At 69.3% G+C, this 25,696-nt stretch carries 26 protein-coding genes; 15 read left to right on the top strand and 11 right to left on the bottom strand.

The window, feature by feature from the left end:
• Positions 1-50: 50 nt before the first annotated feature.
• The 7 genes from AN215_RS07815 (at position 51) to AN215_RS07785 (ending at position 7,126) form a co-directional block, all read left to right on the top strand.
• Complete coding sequence (locus AN215_RS07815) at positions 51-833, top strand: class I SAM-dependent methyltransferase (protein WP_216093867.1); 783 nt, start codon at positions 51-53, stop codon at positions 831-833.
• A gap of 12 nt (positions 834-845) precedes the next feature.
• Positions 846-1,853 (top strand): pyridoxal-phosphate dependent enzyme, encoded by a 1,008-nt coding sequence (locus tag AN215_RS07810; RefSeq protein WP_070013312.1) that lies wholly within the window; start codon positions 846-848, stop codon positions 1,851-1,853.
• A 98-nt stretch (positions 1,854-1,951) separates the two neighbouring features.
• Positions 1,952-2,797, top strand: a complete 846-nt coding sequence (locus tag AN215_RS07805; RefSeq protein WP_070013313.1) for a Rossmann-like domain-containing protein — start codon at positions 1,952-1,954, stop codon at positions 2,795-2,797.
• On the top strand, positions 2,794-4,122 hold the full coding sequence (locus AN215_RS07800; RefSeq protein ID WP_245694339.1) for an MFS transporter: 1,329 nt from the start codon (positions 2,794-2,796) through the stop codon (positions 4,120-4,122). The genes AN215_RS07805 and AN215_RS07800 overlap by 4 nt, the downstream gene beginning before the upstream one ends.
• A 166-nt stretch (positions 4,123-4,288) precedes the next feature.
• Positions 4,289-5,317, top strand: a complete 1,029-nt coding sequence (locus AN215_RS07795) for a FecCD family ABC transporter permease (RefSeq protein ID WP_070013909.1) — start codon at positions 4,289-4,291, stop codon at positions 5,315-5,317.
• Between the two features lies 1 nt (position 5,318).
• The gene (locus tag AN215_RS07790) at positions 5,319-6,137 is read left to right on the top strand and encodes an ABC transporter ATP-binding protein (RefSeq protein ID WP_070013314.1); all 819 of its coding nucleotides are present in this window, start codon (positions 5,319-5,321) and stop codon (positions 6,135-6,137) included.
• The gene (locus AN215_RS07785) at positions 6,116-7,126 is read left to right on the top strand and encodes an ABC transporter substrate-binding protein (RefSeq protein ID WP_070013315.1); all 1,011 of its coding nucleotides are present in this window, start codon (positions 6,116-6,118) and stop codon (positions 7,124-7,126) included. The genes AN215_RS07790 and AN215_RS07785 overlap by 22 nt, the downstream gene beginning before the upstream one ends.
• Before the next feature lie 91 nt (positions 7,127-7,217).
• Here the strand turns inward: AN215_RS07785 and AN215_RS07780 are convergent, their stop codons facing one another.
• The 7 genes from AN215_RS07780 to AN215_RS07750 form a co-directional block, all read right to left on the bottom strand.
• Positions 7,218-7,943, bottom strand: a complete 726-nt coding sequence (locus AN215_RS07780) for an aspartate/glutamate racemase family protein (protein ID WP_070013316.1) — start codon at positions 7,941-7,943, stop codon at positions 7,218-7,220.
• Between the two features lie 63 nt (positions 7,944-8,006).
• Positions 8,007-9,527: an NCS1 family nucleobase:cation symporter-1 gene (locus AN215_RS07775; protein ID WP_070013317.1), complete on the bottom strand. Its 1,521-nt coding sequence runs from the start codon at positions 9,525-9,527 to the stop codon at positions 8,007-8,009.
• Positions 9,528-9,847: 320 nt separating this feature from the next.
• Positions 9,848-10,537, bottom strand: a complete 690-nt coding sequence (locus tag AN215_RS07770) for a GntR family transcriptional regulator (protein WP_245694338.1) — start codon at positions 10,535-10,537, stop codon at positions 9,848-9,850.
• A 332-nt stretch (positions 10,538-10,869) separates the two neighbouring features.
• Positions 10,870-12,840 (bottom strand): ABC transporter permease, encoded by a 1,971-nt coding sequence (locus AN215_RS07765; protein ID WP_070013318.1) that lies wholly within the window; start codon positions 12,838-12,840, stop codon positions 10,870-10,872.
• 116 nt (positions 12,841-12,956) lie between these two features.
• Entirely contained in the window at positions 12,957-13,760 is an 804-nt protein-coding gene (gene modA / locus AN215_RS07760) for a molybdate ABC transporter substrate-binding protein (RefSeq protein ID WP_070013319.1), read from the bottom strand.
• A gap of 108 nt (positions 13,761-13,868) precedes the next feature.
• Entirely contained in the window at positions 13,869-14,264 is a 396-nt protein-coding gene (locus AN215_RS07755) for a TOBE domain-containing protein (protein ID WP_070013320.1), read from the bottom strand.
• A gap of 142 nt (positions 14,265-14,406) precedes the next feature.
• Positions 14,407-15,201 (bottom strand): AraC family transcriptional regulator, encoded by a 795-nt coding sequence (locus AN215_RS07750; protein WP_070013321.1) that lies wholly within the window; start codon positions 15,199-15,201, stop codon positions 14,407-14,409.
• 55 nt (positions 15,202-15,256) lie between these two features.
• On the opposite strand from AN215_RS07750, the gene AN215_RS07745 reads away from it, so the two are divergent.
• On the top strand, positions 15,257-15,835 hold the full coding sequence (locus tag AN215_RS07745; protein WP_070013322.1) for a class I SAM-dependent methyltransferase: 579 nt from the start codon (positions 15,257-15,259) through the stop codon (positions 15,833-15,835).
• A gap of 99 nt (positions 15,836-15,934) precedes the next feature.
• On the opposite strand, the gene AN215_RS07740 is transcribed toward AN215_RS07745, so the two are convergent.
• Entirely contained in the window at positions 15,935-16,969 is a 1,035-nt protein-coding gene (locus AN215_RS07740) for a sodium:calcium antiporter (RefSeq protein WP_245694337.1), read from the bottom strand.
• A gap of 320 nt (positions 16,970-17,289) precedes the next feature.
• Here AN215_RS07740 and AN215_RS07735 point away from each other — a divergent pair, with 320 nt between their 5' ends.
• From AN215_RS07735 to AN215_RS07720, 4 genes are all read left to right on the top strand, one after another.
• On the top strand, positions 17,290-18,621 hold the full coding sequence (locus tag AN215_RS07735; protein ID WP_070013323.1) for a hemolysin family protein: 1,332 nt from the start codon (positions 17,290-17,292) through the stop codon (positions 18,619-18,621).
• The gene (locus tag AN215_RS07730; protein WP_070013324.1) at positions 18,618-19,658 is read left to right on the top strand and encodes a hemolysin family protein; all 1,041 of its coding nucleotides are present in this window, start codon (positions 18,618-18,620) and stop codon (positions 19,656-19,658) included. The genes AN215_RS07735 and AN215_RS07730 overlap by 4 nt, the downstream gene beginning before the upstream one ends.
• A gap of 141 nt (positions 19,659-19,799) precedes the next feature.
• Positions 19,800-20,093: an ArsR/SmtB family transcription factor gene (locus tag AN215_RS07725; protein WP_070013325.1), complete on the top strand. Its 294-nt coding sequence runs from the start codon at positions 19,800-19,802 to the stop codon at positions 20,091-20,093.
• Positions 20,090-20,476, top strand: coding sequence for a VOC family protein (locus AN215_RS07720; RefSeq protein WP_070013326.1), 387 nt, complete (start codon positions 20,090-20,092; stop codon positions 20,474-20,476). The genes AN215_RS07725 and AN215_RS07720 overlap by 4 nt, the downstream gene beginning before the upstream one ends.
• 125 nt (positions 20,477-20,601) lie before the next feature.
• Here AN215_RS07720 and AN215_RS07715 read toward each other — a convergent pair whose 3' ends face one another.
• A complete protein-coding gene (locus AN215_RS07715) occupies positions 20,602-21,522 on the bottom strand; it encodes an SCO1860 family LAETG-anchored protein (protein ID WP_070013327.1) in 921 nt (306 codons plus the stop codon).
• A gap of 312 nt (positions 21,523-21,834) precedes the next feature.
• Here AN215_RS07715 and AN215_RS07710 point away from each other — a divergent pair, with 312 nt between their 5' ends.
• A complete protein-coding gene (locus AN215_RS07710; protein WP_070013328.1) occupies positions 21,835-23,310 on the top strand; it encodes an MFS transporter in 1,476 nt (491 codons plus the stop codon).
• Between the two features lie 79 nt (positions 23,311-23,389).
• Here AN215_RS07710 and AN215_RS07705 read toward each other — a convergent pair whose 3' ends face one another.
• Positions 23,390-23,923 (bottom strand): hypothetical protein, encoded by a 534-nt coding sequence (locus AN215_RS07705; protein WP_070013329.1) that lies wholly within the window; start codon positions 23,921-23,923, stop codon positions 23,390-23,392.
• Positions 23,924-24,155: 232 nt separating this feature from the next.
• Here AN215_RS07705 and AN215_RS07700 point away from each other — a divergent pair, with 232 nt between their 5' ends.
• Entirely contained in the window at positions 24,156-24,404 is a 249-nt protein-coding gene (locus AN215_RS07700; protein WP_070013330.1) for an SCO4226 family nickel-binding protein, read from the top strand.
• A 40-nt stretch (positions 24,405-24,444) separates the two neighbouring features.
• Complete coding sequence (locus AN215_RS07695; RefSeq protein WP_070013331.1) at positions 24,445-24,747, top strand: hypothetical protein; 303 nt, start codon at positions 24,445-24,447, stop codon at positions 24,745-24,747.
• On the opposite strand, the gene AN215_RS07690 is transcribed toward AN215_RS07695, so the two are convergent.
• Entirely contained in the window at positions 24,734-25,654 is a 921-nt protein-coding gene (locus tag AN215_RS07690; RefSeq protein ID WP_070013912.1) for a phosphatidylinositol-specific phospholipase C, read from the bottom strand. The two genes, AN215_RS07695 and AN215_RS07690, sit on opposite strands and share 14 nt — an antisense overlap.
• Positions 25,655-25,696 lie beyond the last annotated feature (42 nt).

Here is a 25,696-nt window from a genome sequence, read left to right as displayed (position 1 = left end):
GGCAGTGCAGTCGGCCGGGACCCGCAGGAAGAGACCCAGCAGGAGGAGCCATGGGCGAGCAGAACCGTACGAGGACAGCACTGTCCGCTGACGATCCGGCCGTGGGCAGGGCGTGGGCTCTTCATGAAGCCCTTCCGCAGACGCTTCCCGCGGACGAGATCATCGCCCTGAACACTCCCAAGGCGGACCTGCACACATGGCGCACATACGCCTACCGGGACTGGACGTTCGAAATGCCTCCGGGCGTCTTCACGCCGGGGGAGACGAGCCGGATGATCCACGACCGGATCCTGGACGGGACCATCCCCGTCAGCGGCAGGTCGTACGCCGCCATGGGGGTCGGCCTCGGTGTCGAGGCGGTCGTCGCCGGGCTCCGCGGGGCGAAGGAGATCCACGCGATGGACATCGATCCGGAGAGCGTCCGGGCGATGACGGAGGTCTACGAGCGGATCGTGGGGGACCGGCCCGGGACCCTCTTCCACCCGTGGGTCTCCGACCTGTTCGAGAGGGTGCCCGACGGGGCGCAGTTCGACGTCGTCACGTTCAACCCGCCCGCCGTGCGGGAGACGGTGAGTGAGGACCCGGCCGTCGTGCGGAACGTGTGCGTGGGCATAGGCATCGTGCGGCGGTTCTTCGACCAGATCGTGCAGCGCAACCTGCTGGCTGAGGACGGCGAGATCTACTTCATCGTCTCCAACACCTCCGAACTGCGGAACATCGTCGCGTACGCCATCGAATCCGGGTTCCTCCCGGAGGTGATCCACCATCAGACGTGGGACACGGACGAGGTGCAGACGTTCCTGTTCGAGCTGCGCCGAAGCGCAGCGGTCTGACGGGCGCGGGGGATGCACTCACATATCGCGGAAGCGATCAAGCAGCCCGATCTGATCCGTCTCCAGCCGGATCTGATCTGCCTGCGTTTCGAGACGATGAAGATCTACTCGGCGCTGGGGGCGGTTCGCCATCTGCTCGACTCGGGGGCCGTGAAACCGGGCGACACGCTCATCGACAGCTCCAGCGGCATCTACGCGCAGGCGCTGGCGCTCGCGTGCCACCGCTACGGGCTCAAGTGCCACATCGTGGGCTCCACGACCGTGGACCGGACGCTCCGTGTGCAACTGGAGATACTCGGCGCCACCCTGGAACAGGTCGAGCCGTCGAAGAACCTGCGGCTGGACCAGGAACTGCGGGTTCGGCGGATCGCGGAAATCCTCGAGGAGAACCCGTCGTACCACTGGATGCGGCAGTACCACGACGAGATCCACTACTACGGCTACCGAGAGGTCGCCGACGTCATGGACAGGGAAATCCCCGCGGGGCCGGTGACGTTGGTGGGCGGCGTCGGTTCGGGTGCGTCGACGGGAGCCATCGCCACCTATCTACGGGATTCCGGCAGGGACGTGTCCGTCGTGGGCATTCAGCCTTTCGGCAGCGTGACGTTCGGGTCGGAGCACGTGCCGGACCCGGACATGATCATCGCCGGGATAGGCAGCGCCATCGAGTTCAGGAACGTCAGGCACGACCTGTACGACAGGATCCACTGGGTCAACTTCGAATGCGCCCTGTCGGGGTCCGTCGAACTGCTGCGCAGCACCGGCGTATTCGCCGGGCTGTCGGCCGGGGCGGCGTACCTGACGACCCTCTGGGAACGACGCGGGAACAGCTCGCGCACGTACGTCTTCATCGCGGCCGACACGGGCCACCGCTACGTCGAGGACGCGTACGCCCAGCACCGCGGAGCCAAGGGCATCGAGACCCTGAGGCCACACGAGATCACGTCCCTCGACGAACTGAAACCCCCCTGGTCGGCGGCCTCCTGGCGTGACATGTCCCGCCCGGCGCACGGCAGTTGACGCCACGGCCCCGCAAAGAACCCGGCCGGCCCGAACGGGCGGCCTCCTGCTCGCAGAGCAGCCGGCAGCACACCCACCACTCGACGAGAGAACTGAGAATGCCCTACCCGAAGCCGCACACGGTCGCGGAACTGACCGAGGGAATACTGGAGGGTGCCTACGGCCCCGATCCGAAGGACGTGACCGTCACCAGCGCCTTCTGGCTCTATCACACGACGCGGCTGGCGGGCAGCGAGGTCACGTATCACAACCACTATCTCCTGCTGCGCGTGGGAGAGAGCTTCGGCGCGTGCTCCTTCGAAGCGGGCGAGCTGAGCCCCGAGTTCTGCGAGAACGCCTCCGGTTTCACCCTGGAGACGCTCCTGCGCAGCGAGTCCACCTGCGTGCGCATCGCCGCTCTGGACGCCTATCTCTCCCGGGTCCGGCCGCACCGGGACGCCGGTGAGGCCGAGCCGGTCACGCTGCCCACGGGAACGCCGGAGATACGGGCGAGGGCGCGGGACGCCGCCATCGCCGGACTCCTCGACCTCGATCCGGGCGCCAAGGTGGCCCTGATCGGTGTGGTGAATCCACTGATCGAAGCGATACGCGACCGGGGAGGCGTCGCTCTGCCCTGTGACCTGAACCTGCGCACCACGCAGTGGGGCGAGCCGGTCTCGGACGACATGACCGAGGTCCTGAAGCAGGCAGACGCCGTGGTGGCGACCGGGATGACCCTCGGCAACGGCACGTTCGACCTGATTCTCGAGCACTGCAGGCAGAACGACGTGCCGCTCGTGGTCTACGCACAGTCCGGCAGCGCCGTCGCCCGCGCGTTCCTGGCCGGCGGCGTCACCGCCCTCTCCGCCGAGGCCTTCCCCTTCTCGCAGTTCAGCGCGGACGCGACCGTCCTGTACCGCTACCGGGCCGGCAGCTCCGCGGCGGCACTCGAGGAGGCATCGTGAGCAACGGCGCCGGGACTTCACAGATGAAGCGCGACGACCAGGACACCGGCGAGCAGCTTCCGGGCGACCTGAAGATGACGCGCACACTGTGGCCGATACTGCTGGCCTCGGCTGTCGGGCTGCTGCCGTTCACCATCTTCAGCACATATCTCGTACCGATCGCCGGCGAGTCCGGAAGCAGCGTCGCAGCGATGGGCGGACTCCGCGGACTCGGGGGCCTCGCCGCCCTGTTGGTCGGTACGGCACTGGCGCCGCTGATCGACCGGGTCCCCAAGGAGTGGGCCGCTGCCGGCGGGCTCGGAGTGCTGGCGGTCTCGGCCGCTCTCGGAGCGAGCGGCGAATACGTCCTTCTCGTGGCGTTCTGCCTGCTCGTCGGGGCTGGGACAGCCGTACTCAATCCGGCACTGACGGCGGCGGCAGCCGACCGGTTCGGTTCCGGGAAGGCGGCCAGCAGGGCGGCGACGCTGGTCACGGCCACCCAGTCCATGACGGCGATGCTGGCGGCGCCCGTGATCGCGCTGCCCGCGGTGTTCTGGGGATGGGAGGGGGACCTTCTCGCGGTCACAGCAGTCTCGCTGCTGCTCGCGGCCATCCTGCTCTCACGGCGCGGGCGTTCCGTCGAGGAGGAAGAAGCGGCCGACGGCGGCGAGAAGCTGAGCTACTTCGCCTCCTTCAAGGCGCTCGCCGCGGTGCGCGGTGCCGTGCCGCTGCTGCTGATCTCCCTTCTCCGCACGGCGGTGTTCATGGGGTACCTGGCATATCTGGCCGCGTACTACGACAGCCGATTCCAACTCGACCCCGGACTCTTCTCGTTCGTCTGGACACTCAGCGGTGCGTCGTTCTTCGTCAGCAACCTCCTCACGGGACGGCTGACGAACTCCGCCCAGCCCCGGGTGCGTACGGAGCACCTGCTGATCCTCGGCCTTGTCGCGGCCATGGCCTCCGTCGTCGGGTTCTACTTCACGCACTGGCTTCCGCTGGCTCTTGCGCTCACCTCGCTCCACGCGGCCAGTCACGCGGTCGTCGCGGCATGCGCCGTGAGTCTGCTGGTGAGGCGCTGCGGGGCGCTGCGCGGGTCCGCGTTGAGCATCAACGCCGCCGGGATGAGCCTCGGCGTCTTCGTCGGCGCTTCTCTGGGCGGCGCCGGGCTCGGCCTCGCCGGCTATCCCGGGATCGCTCTGGTCTTCGGAGCGCTCACGGCGGCGGCACTGGGAGCCGCCTTCCTGGTCTCGCGGCTCTCCGGCGACGAACCCACCGGCGACGAACTCACCGGCGACGACGGCACGGAGAACCCCGATTCGTCCGACACGTCCACGACCCCGTGACCGGCTCCCTCACGACGGACTCCCCGTCCACCATCCGTTCCGGAAAGGACTGCGTATGCGCCCGTCAGCATCCCTCGCGGCGACGGTGAGCAGCGATTCCCACATCCCGGAGGGGAAGCCGGGTCAGGCTCCCGGCGCCCGTGGTTCCGAGGCCTCGGCCTCACGCATGAGGCTGACGACGGCCTGCGTCGTCCTCTTCGCTCTGCTGCTCGTGTCGGTCGTCGTCGCGATCGGCCTCGGAACCGCGGTGATCACGCCCGCCGACACCGCCCGGTACCTGTGGGCGGCCCTGAGCGGCGGGAAGATCGGCGCGGGCGAGGCGTCGACGTACCAGATCGTCTGGGAGATCCGCACGCCACGTGTGCTGCTGGCCGCACTCGTCGGGGCGGGGCTGAGCACCATCGGTGTCGCCGTCCAGGCGATGGTGCGCAACGCGCTGGCCGACCCGTACGTCCTGGGCGTCTCGTCCGGAGCGTCCGTCGGTGCGGTCGGCGTCACCGTCACAGGAGGACTCGCGGGGCTCGGGGTCTACGCCATGTCCGCCGGAGCCTTCCTGGGCGCGCTGGCGGCATCCGCCCTCGTGTACGCCGCTGCCGCCGGCCGGGCCGGGATGTCCCCGCTGCGTCTCATCCTGACGGGCGTCGCCATGGCGCTCGGTTTCCAGGCCGTGATGAGCGTGATCATCTATCTGGTCCCCAACAGCGAGGCCACCAGCACGGTTCTGTACTGGACCATGGGGAGCTTCGGTGCCGCGACGTGGGCGGCTCTGCCCGCCGTGGCGCTGGCGGTGGTGCTCGGGTTGTCCGTGTTGAACCGCTGCAGCCGCGCCCTGGACGTGATGGCGCTCGGTGACGAAACGGCGGCGAGCCTGGGCGTCGACCCCGACCGGCACCGCAAGGGGCTCCTCGTTCTCGTCTCGCTCGTGACCGGTGCCATGGTCGCCGTGAGCGGTGCCATCAGTTTCGTCGGCCTGGTCATGCCCCACTTGGTGCGCATGGTCGTCGGGTCCACGCATGCGCGGGTTCTCGCGGTCAGTCCGCTCGTCGGAGCCGTCTTCATGGTGTGGGTGGACCTGGTGGCCCGGACGCTGGTGGCTCCGCGGGAACTGCCTCTCGGGGTCATCACCGCTCTGGTCGGCGTCCCGGTGTTCGTCACGCTGATGCGCCGCAAGGCCTACATGTTCGGAGGCCGTTGACATGGACCTCACCCTCGATCAGCTCTCCGTCGTCACCGACGGCAAGAAGCTCCTGAGCGACCTCTCCCTGAACGTGCCGGACGGCCGGTGCGTCGGCCTCGTCGGACCCAACGGAAGCGGCAAGTCCACCGCGCTGAGGTGCATCTACCGTGCCCTGCGCCCGAGTTCCGGTGCCGTGCGGATCGGTGAGGAGGAACTCTCCCGTCTGAGCATGCGGCGAAGTGCCCAGGTGGTTGCCGCCCTCGCTCAGGACGGGGAGGTCGAACTCGACTTCACCGTCGAGGAAGTCGTCGCTCTCGGCCGTACGCCCCACATCCGGGGCAACCAGGTGCTCAGTGCCAGGGAGCGGGAGCTGTGCGAGCGGGCCATGGAGCAGCTCGACATCTCTCACCTGGCCCGGCGGGGCGTGCTGACGCTTTCGGGAGGCGAGCGGCAACGCGTTCTCGTGGCCCGCGCTCTCGTCCAGGAGCCGAAGATCCTCGTGCTCGACGAGCCGACCAACCACCTCGACGTACGTCACCAGGTGGAGCTGCTCTCGCTGCTGCGCCGCACCGGCCTGACCACCTTGGTCGTCCTGCACGACCTCAACCTCGCCGCAGCGGCCTGCGACCGGCTCGGCGTGCTTTCCGAAGGACGCCTGGTCGCCTCCGGGACTCCCGAGAAGGTCCTGACGCCGGAGATGGTTCACGACGTCTTCGGTGTCCGCACCACCGTCGTCAGCCACCCGCTGACGGGCGATCCGCAACTGCTGTACTCCCTCACCCTCACCCCTTCATCACCGAACGGAAGTGACACGTCATGCACTCCACCCGGCCACTGAACTCCGCACGGCGACGCGCCGTCATGGGGTCGACCGCGGCTGCCGCACTCCTGCTCACGGGATGCGGTGCCGATGTCGCAACCGACGGGAAGAAGTCTGAGAAGGCCACCGTCAAGAGGTGCGGAGAGCCGGTCGAATACACCGTTCCCAAGCGCACGGTCGCCTACGAGGGCGGCAGCGCCGACAAGCTCTTCAGCCTCGGACTGACCGACCACGTGTACGGCTACGTGATGCCACCGGCCAACCCTCCCGTGAAGGAGTCGCCGTGGGCGTCCGAATACGCCAAGGTGAAGAAGCTCAGCGACGATCTCCTGAACAAGGAAGTCGTCGTCGACGCGAAGGCCGACTTCGTGGTGGCCGGCTGGAATTCCGGTTTCAGCGACCAGCGCGGCATCACACCCGAGATCCTCGACAAGCTCAAGATCCAGAGCTTCATGCACACCGAGAGCTGCTACAACTACCCGAAGCACCCTGAGAAGAAGAAGCCCTTCGAAGCTCTGTACACCGACCTCGAACGGCTCGGGAAGATCTTCAAGGTGGAGGAGAAGTCGAAGAAGGTCGTCGACGACCTCAGGCAGCGCGAGAAGGCCGTGTCCGCAAAGGCGCCCAAGGGCGATCCCGTACCGGTCTTCCTCTACGACTCCGGCACCGACCAGCCCTTCACCGCGGGAAATCAGGTCCCGCCGAACGACATCATCGAGAAGGCCGGCGGGAAGAACGTCTTCTCGGACCTCGACCAGCGCTGGACGCAGGTGAACTGGGAAAGCGTCACCAAGTCCGAGCCCGAGGTCGTCATCATCCTCGACTACGGCGACAAGCCCGCCAAGAAGAAGATCGACTTCCTCAAGAAGTCACCGCAGACCAGGGAACTGCCCGCAGTGAAGAAGAACAACTTCTTCATACTCGACTACAACGAGGGCATCAGCGGCCCCCGCAACATCGACGGCCTGGAGAAGTTCGGCAAGTACCTGCGGAACCTGGACCGCTGACCTCGGCAGGGGCCGACGTCCGCGCGGCAGGACATCTGCGGCCCCCGTCGGCTTCCTGGCCGGGAGGCCGCGCTGCCCCCGGCACGCTCGTTCACCGCCGGGGGATGGGCCAGCCCGTGATCCTCTTCGGCGGCGGTGGCGCCCAGCTGCCGACCTTGGAGGTGCTGAGACCGAGCCGTACGAGGGACTCCGCGAGGGCGACCCCCGCCGTGACACCGTCGACCACCGGCACCCCGACCTCGGCCTGTACACGCTCGGCAACGCCCGCCATGCCCGCGCACCCCAGGCAGATGACGTCGGCGCCGTCGGCCTCCACCGCCCAGGTCACCTCCTCGACAACGCGCTCACCAGTACGTTCGAGATCGTCCTCCAGGTCGAGAACCGTCATCTCGGTGGCGCGGACCGAGGCGCACCGGGACGCCAGCCCGATCAGCTGCAACCGGTCGTGGATCTGCCCCCTGGTGCGCCGCAGCGACGTCACCACGGAGAAGCGCCGGCCGAGCAGGCAGGCCGTGTGCGCGGCGGCCTCGGTGATGTCCACGACCGGTTTGCCGAGGAGTTCGGCCACGCCCTCCTTGCCGTGTTCGCCGAATCCGGCCAGCACGACTGCGTCGAAAGGTTCCCCGACTGCTTGGAGGCGGTCCATCACGGCGACCGCCGAGAGGTAGCTCTCGAAGTTGCACTCCACGGATTCCGGCCCGAACTCCGGTGTCACCGCCACGATTTCGGTCCCGGGCGCGGCGGCCTTCACCGCCTGCTGGCGGATGGCCTCGGTCACGCTCCCGGTCGTGTTGACGTTGGCGACGACGATGCGCATGCGGCTCCTTCAGGGTTCGTTGCCGTGGAGTGGCGACGACCGGCCGCCGCCCGCACGGCCGGCTCAGTGGATTCCGGCGGCGACAGTGCTCTGCCCCAGGTGTTCGCCCGAGACGTCGGTGAAGGTCTGGTTCCTGTCCGCGACCACGAAGTAGAGGACCCCGGCCAGCACGGCACCGATGAACCAGGAGAACGCCGAGAGGACCTCGAAGGCGGGCAGCAGCGCGAGCACGGTCGCGATCGCGGCGGACGGCAGGAAGGCGATCAGCGCACGGGGGTTGAAGCCTCGGCGGTAGGCGTACTCGCCGTCCGGGGCCGTGGTGTAGAGCTGGGGGACGTTGATCCTCGCCCGGCGCAGCAGCCAGTAGTCCACCATGATCACCCCGAACAGCGGGCCGAGGACGGCGCCGAGTCCGGCGAGGAAGACGTTCACCACGGTCGGGCTGTTGTAGAGGTTCCACGGCAGTACCGCGACGGCAAGCACGGCGCTGATGATCCCGCCGCGACGGAAGTTGATGTACTTCGGCGCGAGGTTCGCCAGGTCGTACGCGGGCGAGACGAAGTTCGCGACGATGTTCACGCCGATGGTGGCGAAGGCGAACATCACCGCCCCGACGACCAGGACGAACGTATTCGGCACCTTCGCAATGATCTTGGCAGGGTCGGTGATGATCTCACCGAAGAGGGTGTACGCCCCGGCGGTGACGATGATCGAAACCATCGCGAACGCGGTGAAGTTCACCGGAAGTCCCCAGAAGTTGCCCCTGATGACCGAGCGGGTGTCGGGCGAGAAGCGCGAGAAATCGCAGAAGTTCAGCATCAACGTGCCGTACGTGGAGATCGTCAGCCCGGCGGCGCCGAGCATCTGCCACCACATCGCCGAGCCCGTCAGCGCGTCCGGCGGTGTCCACGAGATCCGGTCACCGGCGAGCACGACGATCCACACCGCCATCGCCAGCATGACGAGCCAGACGGCCGGGCCCGCCCAGTCCTGGAACTTGCGGATGATCTCCATGCCGAAGCTGAGGATCACCAGTTGAACCGCCCAGAGTCCGATGAAGCAGATCCATCCGAGGCTGGACAGGCCCAGAATCGAGTCCTCGGTCATCGGCCTCAGGCCCGGATCGATGCGCAGCGCGAGCACGACCACCGCGAGCGAGGCGAGGTAGGTCTGGATGCCGTACCAGGCGATGGCGATCACGGCACGGATCAGCGCCGGGATCTGCGCGCCGTGGATGCCGAAGCTGATGCGGGACATCACGGGGAACGGCACCCCCGTCTTCTGCCCCATGCGTCCCATCAGGTTCATGCCCCAGAACACGACGAGGATCCCGATGAGCAGGGCGAAGAACGAGGGGACGGCACCGAGTCCGATCGCGAACAGACCGGCGGCGAACGTGTAGTTGCCGATGTTGTGCACATCGTTCATCCACAGCGCGAAGATGCTGTACGTCTTCCAGCGGCGTTCGACGGGCGGCGCGAGGTCCTCGTTGTACAGACGTGAGCTGAGAGGCAGGGCCGGGTGATGAGGTGGCGGCTCCAAGGAGGTCACCGCGGTTGTGGCGTGGGCGTGCTCAGGAGACATGGCTGCTCCTAGTTACCGCGAAACGGATGCTTTCTTCCGCCATGCGAAAGTATATTTGAACGTATACGTAAGCTAGGAGTGGTCGGCTCCGGGGTCAAGAGTTGACGCACAGGATGAGCGCACGGACCTCGCCGCGCCATGACGAGCCGGAACTCGCCCGACCCCTCGGCACCCCGGGTATCGAGTCTCGCTGCGATCAGGGGACCTCCCTGTGATCAGGGGACGGGACCTTCCTGTGGTCAGGGGAACCTCCCTGCCACGGGCAGCGGAGTTCGTGACCGGTCCCCTGCCCGTACGCCTGTGAGCGCCGGGAGGCAGCCTCAGTACAGGACGCGGTCGAGGACCATCATGCGACTCGACCGCACGTGCCGCCGCGCCACGTCCTGCGCCCGCTCCACATCCCCGGCCACGACCGCGGCGTGCAGTTCCTCGTGCTCGCCGCACACCCGGTCGGGCTCCCGGTTGATCCGGAACAGCCACGCCAGACGCCCGTGCAGCGGCTCCAGCATGGACGCGAGCACCTCGTTGCCGGACAACACGACGAGCTGGTCGTGGAACTCGGCGTTGGCATCGGACATCGCCTCGACCTCACCCGCCTCCCACGCGCGGCGTGCCCGGCCGGCCAGCTCGCCGAGCCGGTCCGCGGTCTCCGAGGGCGCACGCTCCGCCGCCAGCCTCGCCGCCAGCACCTCCAGTGCCTCGCGGACGTCGAAGAGCTCCTCGACCTGCCGGCGGCCGAGACTGCGTACGAAGACCCCGCGCCGCTGCGGCAGCACGTCGACCAGACCCCCGCTCTGCAACATGCGGATGGCTTCGCGCACCGGCACCCGGGACACACCGAACTCGGCGGCGACCTCCTGTTCGAAGATCCGGTCGCCCGGCCGCAGGACGCCCTGACTGATCCTGGCCTGCAGCGCGTCGTGGACCTGGTCCCGCAGCGGTGCGCGCCGGCCGGAACCGCCCGAGCCGGATCGCAACCCGGACTTCCCCGGAGCGGGGTCCTCAGCCACGGACACAGAGCCTCCTCAGGTGCCTCCTCAGGTGGTCGCACCCCAGCCTAAGCTCTGCGCCCGGGACCTGGCCGGGGTGTGCGGTGCCGGGGTCGACCGGAGCAGCGGTCCGGCCGCACGCCGCCGCGCTGCGGCCCGGTGCCGGGGCTCATGCGGCCTTCGCTGCCCCGCGGCAAAGCCGTCCTCCGGAGGACGAGACGGTCCTGAGGCGGCAGGCCGGTGCCTTGCTGGAGAGCCCGGACGGGACCGGCGCCCGGAGGAGGGGCCGGGATACCGGCCGGTGCCGGAAAGCGTGGAGTTCCGGCACTGCGCGCCGACCGTACGGGCGGTCTCTAGGGAGTGACGAGCGTGATCTCGGTGGCCTTGACGCTGGTCCACACGGGAGTTCCGTCCGCCAGGCCGAGTTCGGCCGCGGCCTGCGGGGTGATCTCGGCGACGAGATCGGGGACTTGGTCCGAGGCGACGACGACGCGGAGGCGGCTGCCCACGGCGGTGATCTCCCGGACGGTTCCGGGCCAGTTGTTGCGGGGGCTGCCGGAGGGACGTTCGCGGTGCAGGGAGACGGCCTCGGGGGCGATGATCGCCAGCGTCGTCGTCCCGGGCGTCGCGGGGTCGGCGGCGACGAGGGTGCCTCCGGCGGCGAGTGACAGCGTCCCGTCCGAAGTGGCCGTGCAGGTCCAGGCGTTGCGGCCGAGCATCCGGGCCACCCAAGGGGAGCGGGGGTGACGGGAGACCTCGCCGGGGGTGTCGTCCTGAAGGGTCCGTCCGTCGTCGAGGACGAGTACGCGGCCGCCGAGCGAGATGGCCTCGACCGGGTCGTGGGTGACCATCAGGCATACGCCGCCGAAGCCTTCGAGATGTGCGCGCAGCATGCGGCGCACCCGGGCGCGGGTGGTCTGGTCGAGCGCGGCGAGCGGCTCGTCCAGGAGCAGCAGCCGGGGCCGGGCGGCCAACGCCCGTGCGAGGGCGACGCGTTGGGCCTGGCCGCCGGAGAGCTGCGAGGGCCTGCGCCGTGCGAGGTCTCCGACGCCGAGCCGGTCCAGCCACTCCTGCGCGCCGCGGCGTGCCTCGGTCCGTCGTACGCCCTGGGTGCGCAGGCCGTACGCGGTGTTCGCGAGGGCGCTCAGGTGCGGGAAGAGCGCTCCGTCCTGCGGCACCCAGGCCACGCCGCGGCGGTGCGGCGGCAGGTTCGTGACGTCCACGTCGCCGAGGCGCAGTCGGGCGTGGGCCCGCGGGGTGAGTCCGAGGAGGGCGCGCAGGAGCGTGGTCTTGCCGGCGCCGTTGGGCCCGACGACGGCGATGGTGGTGCCGGCGGGAGCGTCAAGGGTGACGTCGTTGAAGCCGCTGACCTCCGCGCGGAGCGGCGACTGCCGCTGCGGGGCCGAGGGCGCCGCCGTGGTGGCGACCGGTGCGTCGGGGGTGACTTCCGCCGGTTTCTCGTTCTCTTCCGCAGGCCGGTCGTCCGCGTTGCCGGGCCGGGCGGCTCCGTTGCCGGGCCGGGCGGCCGTGGTGCCCGTCCAGCGGCCGCGCAGTGCGACGAGGACGGCCATGGCGACGGCGAGAAGCAGGAGCGAGACGGAGGTGGCGGCCTGCGGCTGGTCCTGGAGGAGCAGGTAGACCTCCAGGGGGAGAGTCTGCGTCGTCCCGGGAAGGTTGCCGGCGAAGGTGATCGTCGCGCCGAACTCGCCGAGCGCCCTGGCCCAGGTCAGTGCGGCGCCGGCGGCGAGACCCGGTGCGACCAGCGGGAGGGTGACGGTGAGGAACACCCGTACCGGGGAGGCGCCGAGGGACGCCGCGGTCTCCTCGTAACTCGTGCGCAGCCCCGCGATGGTGCCCTCCAGGCTGATGACCAGGAACGGCATCGCGACGAACGTCGCGGCGACGACGGCGCCCGAGGTGTGGAACGGCAGGACGATGCCCAGGTCGTTCTCCAGCCACGGCCCGAGGAGGCCCCGGCGGCCGAAGCCGAGCAGCAGCGCGACACCGCCGACCGTCGGTGGCAGCACCATCGGCAGCAGCACGAGCGAACGCACCAGAGCCTTGCCGGGGAAGCTGACGCGGGCCAGCAGCCAGGCCAGCGGTACGCCGAGTACGAGCGACAGCCCGAGCGCGCAGAAGGACACCAGCAGCGACAGCCGTAGCGCGACGGTGACCTCGGGGCTGGTCAAGTGCGTGCCGAGTTCGCCCCATTCGGTGCGGGCGAGGATGCCGGTCAGCGGCAGCAGCAGGAACGCGATCGCCAGCAGGGCCGGCACCGCGAGGGTGACCGGGGTGCGGGTGCCGGGGGCGCGCGGGCGGCTCATCGACGCTTCCAGAGGGGGAGTTGACGGGTTCTCAGTGCGGACGCGGGCTGTGCGGCGACGCGTGTCACCGGGCGGCCCCGGAGTTCCACGATCACGTCAGTGGCCTCACGATCACGTCAGGGCTTCTGGAAGCCCGCGTCCCGCAGGAGCTTCTGCGCCTCCGGGGTGCTGAGCCACTTCACGAAGCCGGCCGCGGCCTTGGAGTTCTTCGACGACTTCAGGGTGGCGGCGGGGTAGGAGGCGACGGCGTTCTCCTCATCGGGAATCCTGATCGCGTCGACCTTGCCGGGGACAGTGGCGGCGTCGGTCCTGTAGACGATGCCCGCGTCGGCCTCTCCCAGCTCGACCTTGCTCAGGACGGCCCGGACGTTGGCTTCCTGGGAGACCGGGTTCACGTCGGCCTTCTGCCTGTCCAGGACCTGCCGGCTGTAGCGGCCGACGGGCACCTCGGGAGCGGCGAGTACGACTTTCAGCTTGGGGTCGGCGAGGTCCTTGAGGTTCCCGACCTTCTCCGCGTTGCCCTTGCGGGTGACGATGACCAGTCGGTTCTTCGCGATGACGGTCGGCTTGCCGGCGTCGGACTTCAGCCCGTCCATGGTCTTGGTGTCGGCGGTGACCAGGGCGTCGGCGGGGGCGCCCTGCCTGACCTGGGCGGCTAGTTCCTGGGAGCCGGCGAAGGAGAACTTCAGCTTGGTGCCCGGGTTCTCCTTCTCGTACGTCCTCCCCGCGGTCTTGAAGACGTCGGTGAGTGAGGAGGCGGCCAGGACCGTCAGATCGGCCTTCGGGGCGCCACCGGGCTCGCTGTTGGTGCCGCCGTCCTTCTGGCCGTTTCCGCAAGCGGCGAGCGGCACAAGGAGGGCAGCAGTGAGAACTGCGGCGGCAGTGCGTCGTGATGTGACCGTGGACGACGTGGACGACATCGAAGTTGAGGCTCCTTGGGGGTGAACAGCCTGGGGAGGGGGACGGCTCCCGTGCGGTCAAGTCCGGTGCGGTGCGGTTCGGTTCGATTCGGTGCGATTCGAGTCCGGTCAGGGGCGGTCGATGTGCACGCTGGTCGACTTCACGCGGGCGGTGGCCTCCATACCGACTTCCAGGCCCAGCTCCTCGACCGCCTCGCGGGTCAGGAGCGACACGAGCCGGTGGGGGCCGGCCTGGATCTCCACCTGCGCCGCTACGTCGCCGACCTTGACGGCGGTCACGATGCCGGGGAAGGCGTTCCGAGCGGAGGTGTATGAGACCCCGTCCTCACCGATGCCGCCCTGGCCCACCTCCACGGAGAAGGCGGCCAGGTCCTTGCCCTCGATGAGACGCCGGCCCCCGTCGTCGCGGTGGGTCGCGACTCTGCCGGCGTCGGCCCACCGGCGGGCCGTGTCGGGGCTTACGCCCAGCAGGCGAGCCGCCTGACCGATCGTGTAGCTCTGCATGAGTGCAAGGTATGCGGGCGATCTCGCATCTGCAAGACATCGGGAGAAGTCGTATGGCAAATGCAATCCGCCTTCAGTCAATGCATCGCAGCTGCGGAACTGCGCCCGGTCCGGCGTCGCTCTCGGCCGGGACGGCGCCCGGTCACTTCAGTTCGCCGGGGTGACCTGGGGCGGCATCCCGGCGGAAGTACTGTCCCGGGGTCAGGCCCACGATGCGGTGGAACGCCGCGACGAAGGAACTCCCCGACATGTATCCGACACGGCGGGCCACGGACTCGACCGGCCTTCCCTCGGCGAGCAGCGGCATCGCCAGCTGCATCCGCAGCCGCTCCCGCCACCTCCCGAAGGTCATCCCCGTCTCCGAGGCGAAGAGGCGTGCGAGGGTGCGCGCGCCGGCGCCCGTCCCCGTGCTCCACTCCTCCAGGGTCCGGTTGTCCGAGGGGTCGTCGATCAGGCCCTGCGCCACGACGCGGGCCCGCTGGTCCTGGGGTCTCGTCAGCGCGAGGTTCGCCACCGAGACCGGGGCCAGTACGTCGAAGAGCACGGCCTCGGCACGTCGACGGGCGTCAGGGGCGAGGTCCGTACGCCGCAGGTGACCGATGAGAGCTCGCAGCAGCGGACCCACCCGCACGACCGTCGGCTCCGTCCACGGCACCGGGCAGCCGTCCGGCACCACGTAAGGGCTGCGCATCAGGGCTGCCCCCACTGCCCCGGTCGCGTGGGAGACACCTGCCGGGATCCAGAGGGCCAACGACGGCGGCAACAGCCAGGTGCCCAGCTCGGTCCGGACCCTCAGCATGCCCCTGTCGCACCACGCCAGCTGGTGCTCCGGATGCCGGTGCGGGGGAAACCAACTTCCCCTCTCCATGGTGAAGTCACCGACGACGAGGGCCGCTGCGGGGCCGACCGATGCGGAGTCGTGTCCGGATGGCGACATGAACCGGCAGCCTAGCCCGTGGTGGACATGGACCGGACGGTCGTAACGTCGCCGCATGCCGATGAACAAGGCACACCGCAAACTGTGCAGTTCCGCAGAGTGGGCACGAGCCGTGGAGGAACGCATCCTCCCCTGGGCGCTCGAAGACGTCGAACTGGGCGATGACGTACTGGAGATCGGCCCTGGCTACGGAGCGAACCTCCGGGTCCTGGTGGAGAGGGTGCCCCGCCTGACCGCGGCCGAGATCGACGAAGGCACGGCGCGGCTGCTGCAGGAACGGTGGGGCGGCCGCGCCGGCATCCTGCACGCCGACGCCACGTCGCTGCCCTTGCCGGACAGCAGCTTCTCGGCGGTCGTGTGCTTCACGATGCTGCACCACGTCCCCACCGGGGCACTCCAGGATCAGATCTTCGCCGAAGCCTTCCGGGTGCTGCGACCGGGCGGCGTCTTCGCCGGCAGCGACAGCCAGAGCAGTCTTCGCTTCCGGCTGCTGCACTTCCGCGACACCATGAATCCCGTCGACCCGCGGCACCTGCCCGGCCGTCTGACCGCCGCGGGGTTCACCGGGACGGCGGTCGACCGGCATGCCCAGGGCCGCAGCATCCGCTTCCGGGCCCGCAAGCCGCGGATCTGAACCCGCCTCGCGTCAGGCAGGCTCCCGGCCCCTCAACGGACGCCAGGGGCAAGGGCTTTGCCGGCGGGCGCCTGAGGAGCATGGGCCAGGGCCCGTTCGTCAGAAGGCGAGAGTCACCAGTGTCGTCGCGTAGATCACGACGAGGACGGTGCCGTCGAAGCCGAGCCTGAACCAGCCCCGGCGCTGGCGTACGAGCAGCCCGCCGAGAACGACGGCAGTCATCACCAAGGCGGCGCTGGTGAGGAAGAGTTCGTCCCGGCCCGCGGAGTGGAACAGCGACCCCTGGGTGTATGCGAGGTCGCCGACGACGAGGTTCAGGACGTCCAGGCAGTTCCCGCCGATGATGGCGGCGACGGCCAGCGTGACGGCGCCTCGGCGCACTGCCGCGATCGCCGTGACCGTTTCCGGCAGGGCGTTGATGACGCCCATGATGCCGGCGCCGACCAGGCCGGGTTTCAGGTCGGTGCCGGAGAGGACCCCTTCTGCACTGCGTGTGACGACCCAGCCGCCGACGACCACGACCAGGGCGATCCCGAGGAACTCCGCCCAGAGCAGCCTGCCGTGGCGCTCCTCGGCGCGCCCTTCTTCCTGCGGCACGTCCGGCACGGTCTCCTGCGTGCGCACGGCTCGCCACATGGGTACTTCGCTGCTGTGGATGAGCCGCAGGCCACCAGCGTAGAGAAGGACGAGCACCACTGATCCCGGGTGCACGCCGAGCAGGGTGACGTCAGGGCTGAACGTCGCCATCAACGTGACGCCGAGCAGTCCCGTCAGGAGGCAGCCGAAGAGGATGTTCTGCAAGGAGGCCGCAGCGTGTTCCAGGTTGGCCCGCCGGTAGAAGGCGTCGGCGGCGACGACGGCGAGTGTCTGCGCGGCGATGCCTCCCACCGCGTTGCCGTAGGCGAGCTGCGGTTGATCGTCCGCCGCGCTGACGCCGGTCATGACGATGCCGGAGAGGCTGGTCACCAGTCCGAACAGGACCGCCCCGAACACGGCCTCGCCCCAGCCGGTCCGGTCTGCCAGGACGTCTCCGAGAGTCGCCAGGCGGACGCTGCTCAGCACGGTAAGCGCACCGGCCGACAGCAGTGCCACCACGCTCCACGTCAGGGACCACTGATCGGTCAGTGCGAGCACGCTGCTCCTTCGTTCCGGTGGGCGGGTCTCGTTCCGTGGTTCCCACGGAACGAGAACATCTGCACCTGTACGCCGGACAGTTGACGCCGGGGACCTCTCATGGGCATGTGTGTGTGATCCACGTCGCCCGCCCCCGGCAGCACGGCCCTGGCCTCCTGCACCCGCCAGGGAATCGGTTTACTATCCTTTTACTGTGGCGGAGGGTAAGTTCCTCCGGCCGTCCCCGACCCGAGAGTGAGCAGCAGTCCCGCAATGGGTGAGCCTCCTAGTCCCAGCCGTGCCATGCCCGTTCCGACGCCGCGACTGACGGGGGTGGCACGGTGACCGAAGTGCTTCTGCTCCTTGCCGCCGTCGCGCTCACACTCGCATGTGCCGTCTTCGTCGCCGCCGAGTTCTCCCTGACCACCGTCGAACGGGGCGAGCTGGAGCGTGCCGCCCAGGCCGGTGAACGCGGCGCTCCGGGTGCTCTGCGTGCCGTCAAGCGCCTCACGTTCCAGCTGTCGGGCGCGCAACTGGGCATCACCGTGACATCGCTGGTCATCGGCATGCTCGCCGAGCCGTCCCTGGCCGTGCTGCTGCAAGACCCCCTCACGCTCGCGGGTCTGCCCGGCACCGCCGTGAGCACGGTGGCGACCGTGCTGGGCGTGACACTGTCCACCGTCTTCCTGATGGTCGTCGGCGAACTCGTGCCGAAGAACTGGGCGATCTCCAGCCCCCTGGCCGTGGCCCGCATCGTCGCCGGGCCCCAGCTCGCCTTCACCGCGGTTTTCGCCCCGCTGATCAGGCACCTCAACAACACGGCCAACCGGCTGGTCCGCCGTGCCGGACTCGAGCCGGCCGAGGAGCTCGCCTCCGCACGGTCGCCGGAGGAACTGGTCGCGCTCGTACGGCACTCCGCGCGCGAAGGGGCCATCGAGGAGGACTCGGCCGAACTCTTCGTCCGTACCATGCACCTGGGCGAGCTGACCGCGGAGAACGTGATGACGCCCCGGGTGGACGTCCAGGCACTGGAGGCCCGTGCCACGGCAGCACAGGCGGCCGAACTCGCCCTGGCCACAGGGCTGTCGCGGTTCCCCGTGTACCGGGGCACGCTCGACGACGTCCTCGGCACCGTCCACATCCGCGACGTCCTCGCGCTGGACGAGCAGGCGAGGACAGGGGTGCGGGTCGCGGACCTGGCCACCGACCCGCTCCGCGTGCCCGACTCCCTCCCCGTCGACAGGCTCCTCGCGCCGCTGCGCCGTGCCCGCACCATGGCGATCGTCGTCGACGAGTACGGCGGCACCGCCGGCGTGGCCACCATCGAGGACATCGTGGAGGAGGTCGTCGGAGAAGTACGGGACGAGCACGACCCCGAGGACCTTCCCGACCTCGCTCCGGCCGAGCCGCACGGCGACGACGGCCGGCGGGTGTGGGAGGCGGACGGCGGTGTCCGCCTCGACCAGCTGGAGAAGATCGGCTTCGCCGCTCCGGAGGGCCCCTACGAGACCCTCGCCGGCCTCGTGGCCGCACATCTGGAGCGCATACCGGTCAAGGGCGACCGGCTCGACATGGCCGGCTGGTCCTTCGCCGTGCTGCACGTCGCCCATCACCGTGCCGGCCGGATCCGCGTCACCGCACCTGCCGAGCACACCGACGAGGAAGCCCGATGACCGATATCCAACTCGTCGTGGGTGCCCTCACGCTGATCACCAACGCCTTCTTCGTCGGCGCGGAGTTCGCGCTCATCTCCGTACGGCGCAGCCAGATCGAACCCCGCGCACAGGCGGGCGAGAAGCGAGCCAGGACCGTCCTGTGGGGGCTGAGGCACCTCTCGGCCGCGATGGCCACGGCGCAGCTGGGCATCACGGTCTCCTCGCTGGTCCTGGGAGCGGTCGCCGAACCGGCCATCGCCCACCTCCTGGAGCCGGGGTTCGAAGCGATCGGCGTACCCGCAGGTCTGACCCACCCCATCGCCTTCGTGATCGCGCTGACCGTGGCGACGTACCTGCACATGCTCATCGGGGAGATGGTGCCCAAGAACATCGCGCTGGCCGCCCCGGCCCGTACGGCGCTGGCCCTGGGCCCCGCCCTGATCGGTCTCACCCGGGCGCTCCGGCCGGTCGTCTTCGGGATCAACGCCTTCGCCAACGTGCTGCTCCGCCTGCTGAGGGTCGAGCCGAAGGACGAAGTCGAATCCGTCTTCACCGACGACGAGCTCATCGGTCTCGTCATGGCCTCCAGCGCCGCCGGGCTGCTGGACCGGGACGACGGAGAACGTCTGCGGGACGCCCTGGAACTGGGCAACCGGCCGGTGGGGGAGGTGATGGTCCCGCTGGACCGGATGGTCACCGTCGGGCACCAGGTCACACCACGGGAGCTGGAGCGGGCGGCTGCCGCCTCCAGGTACTCGCGGCTGCCGGTCACCGGCCCCGGAGACACCGTCCTCGGCTATCTCCACATCAAGGACGCGCTCGGGGTCACCGCCCGCGAGGAGCCCTTCCCGCGGGAGGCGCTGCACACCATCACCCCGGTCGAGATCGACACCCCTCTCGACGACGCGCTGACCGTGATGCGCGCCGCCGGCACCCATCTGGCCGCGGTCACGGGCGAGAAGGGCACCGTGCTCGGATTCGTGACGATGGACGACGTCCTCGGTGAACTGGTCGGCCCGCCCGCGGCGGAGAGCCCGGACCCGGCAGTTCTGTAGGGGAGGCCCCGGCGGGCGGCCGGCACTGAGGACGCCGCGATCCGGTCCTGCTCACGTGCCGCGTGCGGAGGCCGTCCGCCCGGTCAGGGGATTCCGCCCGAGGGCTTGATAGGTAAGTCGTCACTTTCCTATTGTGGAGTCGTGGCAGAGGACGTCTTCAAGGCACTGGCCGACCCCACCCGTCGGCGCATCCTCGACGAGCTGGTGGAACGGGACGGCCAGACGCTGTTCGAGATCTGCGCGCGGCTGGCAACCAAGCACGGTCTGGGGCTGACCCGGCAGGCGATCGGTCAGCACCTGGTCGTACTGGAGTCCGCGGGTCTGGTCCGTTCGCGGAGACAGGGCCGCTACAAGTTCCACGACCTGAACACCGAACCCCTTGAGCTCATCGTGACCCGGTGGCTCAGACCCGACGCACCGGAGGGCACACCATGAGGATTCACCTGCTGAGCGTCTTCGTAGACGACCAGGACAAGGCACTGCGCTTCTACACGGACGTGCTGGGCTTCGTGAAGAAGACCGAGGTCCCGCTGGGCGAGGACCGGTGGCTGACCGTGGTCTCGCCGGAGGATCCCGACGGGACCCAGCTGTTGCTGGAGCCCGACCGCCATCCCGCGGTGAAGCCGTACACCTCTGCGCTGGCAGAGGACGGCATCCCGGTCGCGTCCTTCGCCGTGGACGACGTGCACGCGGAGTTCGCGCGGCTGCGCGAGCGCGGGGTGCTCTTCACCCAGGAGCCCCTGGAGACGGGCCCGGTGACCACCGCGGTCCTGGACGACACCTGCGGCAATCTCATCCAGATCGTGCACAGCAAGTAAGGGAATGCGAGAGGCCCACCGCGCCTCCGGGGGCGGAAGCGCGGTGGGCCTCGGTCGGAGCGAGGCGGCCCGCCCGCACGCGTCGAACGTGCGATTCATGCGGTGCCGCCTGTGCGGGGCGGCTCTCAGCTGGTGCTGCGGGCGCCGCGGCGGCGGATCAGGTACATGGCTCCGCCTCCGGCGACGAGGAGCGCGCCGGCCCCTGCGATGAAGGGCGTGGCGGAGCTGCCTCCGGTCTCGGCGAGGCCGTCACCGCCGTCTTCGCCGGTCTGCGGGCCGGGCTCGTTGCCGCCGGTGCCGCCGGTCCCCTCTTCGCCGCCGCCCGCCGGCGTACGGCAGGTGGCCTCGGAGAGCACGATCTCGCCGGCGGCCTTCACGATGTTCAGCTTGGCCGGGTTGACCTCGTACGACAGCTTCAGCGCCGTCGCCGCTCCGGACGCTGCCTTCGTGGTCTCCTGCTCCAGCGCGACGTCGACGGTGCCGACGCCGGGCACCTTGACCTGCTGGCTGCCGACTCCGTTGACGGTGACCGGCTTTCCGAGGACGGAGACGTTCTCCAGGTCGGCCTTGGCCATCGGCTTCTCGCCCGCCTTGCAGGTGGCGGTCGCGGTGAGAAGATCCGCGCTCACCAGCGGCTTGCCGAGCAGGCCGGGTGCGAAGGCCCGGAGACCGGCGAGCTTGACGTGGCCGGTGGAGCGCCGCGCGTCGGCCTTCGCGCCCGAGCGGGCGACGTCGGCCTGGACCAGCTTGAGGGGCTGACCCTTGTTGGCGCCCTTCACCTCGGCGCTCAGCAGCGTCTCCTCGGCGTCCTCGGGGGCGCTGACGGAGTTGAGGGACGCCTTGACCGGAACCTTGGCGGCGTCCGCCACGGACACCTGGAGATCGGCACGGGCCGCGACAGCGGTGGCGTTACCGGTCGAATCGGAGTGCCCGTCCGCGGAGGCGGCATGGGCGGGAACGGAGACCATCGCGCCGCCGACCATGACGGTGGCGGCGCTCAGCAGCACGGACCGGCGGGCCCGGGAGCTCAAGACGTGCGTGATCAACTACGGGAACCTTCCAGGGGACATGGAGCCGCCGACTGCCCAACTACGGGGACAGCAAGGCCAGTCGGGGCTTGGTCCGGGGAATGATGCCCCTCCCCGTATCGCGGTGCAACTCCCGGTAACCCTATTAGGTGAAAGACCGTCAGTACTTTCGAGGGCTGGGCCGGGTCCACCGGCCCGCCGGGCACACGGGCCGCCACGTCTCCCCGCAACACGGGCACACCTGCGGTCGTTGGCTTCACGCAAGGGCGGGCACCCGCCGGCTGCGCCGGGGCGCGTCGCGAACGTACGTGGTGAGCGGGAGTGTGAGCGGTGACAGGCGACGGAACCGGCGGTTCTCCAGCGAAGGGCATCGTCACCACGGCCGTTCCCGCACGGCTCGACCGGCTGCCGTGGTCGCGCTGGCACTGGATGATCGTGATCGGCCTGGGCACCGTCTGGATTCTCGACGGGATGGAGGTCACTGCGGTCGGCAGCATCGCGAGCCGCCTGTCCGAGTCGGGCAGCGGCCTGCCCATCACCGCGGCCCAGGTGACCGGACTGGCCGCGGCGCTCTATGTCGCCGGCGCCTGCACGGGCGCGTTGTTCTTCGGATGGCTGACCGACAAGTTCGGCCGCAAGAACCTCTTCATGGTCACTCTTGGTGTGTATCTGACGGCCACCGCCCTGACGGGCCTGTCGTTCTCCAGCTGGTGGTTCTTCGCCTTCCGGTTCCTGACCGGCTTCGGCATCGGCGGCGAGTACGCGGCCATCAACTCGGCCATCGACGAGCTGATCCCGTCCAAGTACCGGGGCCGCGTGGACCTGATCATCAACGGCAGTTACTGGTTCGGGGCGGCGGCCGGTGCGCTGCTGTCCATCCTCATGCTCGACACGGACATCTTCCCCAAGGACCTCGGCTGGCGGCTGACGTTCGCGCTGGGCGTCGTCCTCGGACTGGCCGTGCTGCTCGTACGGCGGAACGTACCGGAGAGCCCGCGCTGGCTGATCATCCACGGACGCGGCGACGAGGCCGAGGCGGTCGTACGGGACGCGGAGGAGCAGGCGGCCGCAAGGCACGGGGCCGACCGGCTGCCCGAGCCTGCGGGTGAGATGACCATCCATCAGCGCAAGAGCATCGGCTTCGTCGTCGTGGCGCGCACCGTCTTCGCCGACTACCGCAGGCGAGCCGTGCTCGGGCTCTCCCTCTTCATCGGGCAGGCGTTCCTCTACAACGCGATCACCTTCGGCTTCGCCGTCATCCTGACGACGTTCTTCGAGGTGCCGTCGGGGTCGGTCGGTTACTACTTCGCCGTCATGGCGGCAGGCAACTTCCTCGGGCCGCTCCTGCTCGGCTCGCTCTTCGACACGGTGGGACGCCGGATCATGATCTCCGGTACGTATCTGCTGTCCGGTGTGCTGCTGTTCGGCACCGCGTGGCTCTTCGACGGCGGCCACCTGTCCGCGTCGACGCTCACCGCCTGCTGGAGCGTCGTGCTCTTCTTCGCCTCCGCCGGGGCCAGTTCGGCCTACCTCACTGTCAGCGAGGTGTTCCCGATGGAGACCCGGGCCATGGCCATCGCCTTCTTCTACGCCGTGGGCACCGCGGCCGGAGGCATCAGCGGACCGCTGATCTTCTCGGAGCTGACCGAGAGCGGAGTGGTCGGCGAGACCGCCCTGGCCTTCCAGATCGGTGCGGGACTCATGTGTGCGGCAGGGCTGGTCGCGGCGTTCCTGGCCGTCCCCGCGGAACAGCGTTCGCTCGAGGACATCGCCACGCCGCTCTCCGCCCGCGATCCCGGCCGTTGAGGGTGTTCAGCGGTGCTGAGGCCGGGCGCCGAGCGAGGGCCGGGAGGCCGGCAGGCCGGGGGCCGGAGCGTCCGCGGGGTCAGTTGCGGCCGTGGCCCTGGCCGTGGTTCTTGCCGCGTTCGACGGTCCCGCCCCACTTCCCCTGGATCGGTCCGAGTTTCGACGGCGCGTCCGTCACCACGATCCACCGGGAGCCGACGAGGTAGGTGCCGCCGTAGTCCTTGGAGAAGTCCAGCCAGCCGCGCTTGGCCCTGTTGTCCTTGAAGGTGACGAACGTGTACTTCGTCTTCTTGGCCGTGCAGACTCCCAGGCGGTAGTCCTCGACCTTCTTCTGGATGTCGGCCTTGCACTTCAGCGCCGAGGCCAGCTTCTCCACCGTCGGGGGCTTGGAGGACTTCGCCACGGTGGCGGTACCTGAGTCACCACCGAACACAAGCGCAGTGGAGACCGCCGCGACCACCGCGACCGCCGCGATCACGGCGATGACGAGCCTGCCGGGCCGCCACGACAGGATTCCCAGTGGCGCCCCCTCGTCGCGCCGCTGGGTGCTGTCGGTCTCGCTCTCGCTCTTGGTCTCGGTCTTGCTCTCGGCCGGTGGCGACTGGTCTTTCATCAGCGCTCCCCTGGAACGGAAAAGGCGTCATGACTCTAGGCCCCGCCTGCGGCGCGCGGTCGTCTTTGTCACCGGTGTGAAGGGTTCCGGGTGCCGCCCGCGCCGACCGGCGTTCTATGGGCGTTGCATGCAGGTTTGGGGGTTTTCATCCACCGGTAGCACCATGGAGTGAGTGGGGCCCCGACCGGGCTCCCACCGGGGTCCTCACCACGGCCGCCGGAGGTGGAGAGCTGTGCCCAGATTCATGGACGTCCATCGCGGGATGAGCGGCATCACCGCCGAGCAGCTCGACAACGCCCACCGGGCCGATCTCGCGGCCGAGCATGCCGAGGGCGTTCACTTCGAGCACGCCTGGGCCGATCCGGAGTCGGGGACGGTGTTCTGCCTGTCCGAGGCGCCGTCCGCGCAGGCCGTACGGCGCGCCCACGAGCGGGCCGGGCACTCCGTGGACGAGATCCACTCGGTGCCGCTCAGTGTCTGACCCCGTACGATCGCGACCGGCCACGACGGGAGGCCATCCAATGACATTCGTCCAGATCATCGAGTACGAGACGAACCACGCCGACGAGCTGGATGCCGTCTTCGAACAGTGGATGAAGGTCACCGAGGGCAAGCGGACCGTGCTGCACGAGATGCACGCACAGGACCGCGACAAGCCCACCCACTACGTGGACATCGTCGAATTCCCCTCGTACCAGAAGGCGATGGAGAACAGCCAGCTCCCGGAGACGCAGCAGGTGGCCGATCAGGCACGTGCGCTGTGCGTCGGCGAGCCGCGCTTCGTGAATCTGGAGGTGAAGCGCGAAAAGATCAAACAGCGGTGACGTGACCGGCCGTCGACGGCTGGTGCTTCAGCAGGGCCTCGGTGAGTCCGTGCTCGTTCGGGTAGTCCATGGGCACGATGCCGAGGCCCCGCCACGCGGCGTTCTCCGGTGAGCCGAGCAGGTCACGTACGCGTGGGTTGAGACGGTCCGCGTTGGACCGGGGCGGCAGATAGGCAGCGGTGCTGACGAAGTTGACGTAGAGCTTGCCGGGTTGGGCGACTGCCTTGCGGAAGTGGTCCTCGATCAGCGGGTACTTGGCACCCGGTTCGTCGTTGTAGGCGTCCTGGATGTCGAAGAGCTGCGGATCGCCGTAGCGCACGCCGGGCAGTCCGTCGGAGTCGCCGAGCAGCACGACCTTGCCGCGGGCGTCTCCCAGGTCCGGCAGTGCGGGGTCGAGCCGGAAGAGGGAGCGCCAGCCGCGTCCGTCCAGATAGTCCTCGAAGACGGTACGGAAGTGCTCCGCGGTCTCCTCCGAGTACTCCTGCTTCACCCGCATCAGGACCGTCTCGGACGGCCGGGACGCCAGGAAGTCGCGGCAGGTGCCCAGTACGTCGTCGAAGTTGAGGTGCTGGTAGGCCGGGCCGTGGTGGATGGCGAACGAGCCGTCGAAGAGGCGGCAGCGGATGTCGAGGAACCGGATGCCGGACGAGAGCTGCTCGGCGATGGGCGTGTTCTGGCACTCGGCCCACGGACCGCCGTGCAGGGCACCGGAGTTGTGGGTGCCCGGAACGGTCAGCTCCCGCAGCAGTACGCGGTCGGGGAGCTGCGACATCCAGGCGTCGGGCCCGGCGGCTGCCGCGGACCGGCCGGCGCCGGGTGCGGCGTACGCCGCGGCGGCCGTGGTTCCGCCGAGCAGCGCGGTGAGGGTGAGTGCGGCTGTGCCGCGGAGGAGGTGACGGCGCTTCATGGTCATGACAATGATGGAAGCACGCGGCGGCGCTTTGCGCAC

The sequence above is a fragment of the Streptomyces abyssalis genome (assembly GCF_001751365.1).
GTDB classification, from domain to species: Bacteria; Actinomycetota; Actinomycetes; order Streptomycetales; family Streptomycetaceae; genus Streptomyces; species Streptomyces abyssalis.
The sequence above is the reverse complement of the archived record's forward strand: the minus strand, read 5'-3'. Positions and strand labels throughout refer to the sequence as shown.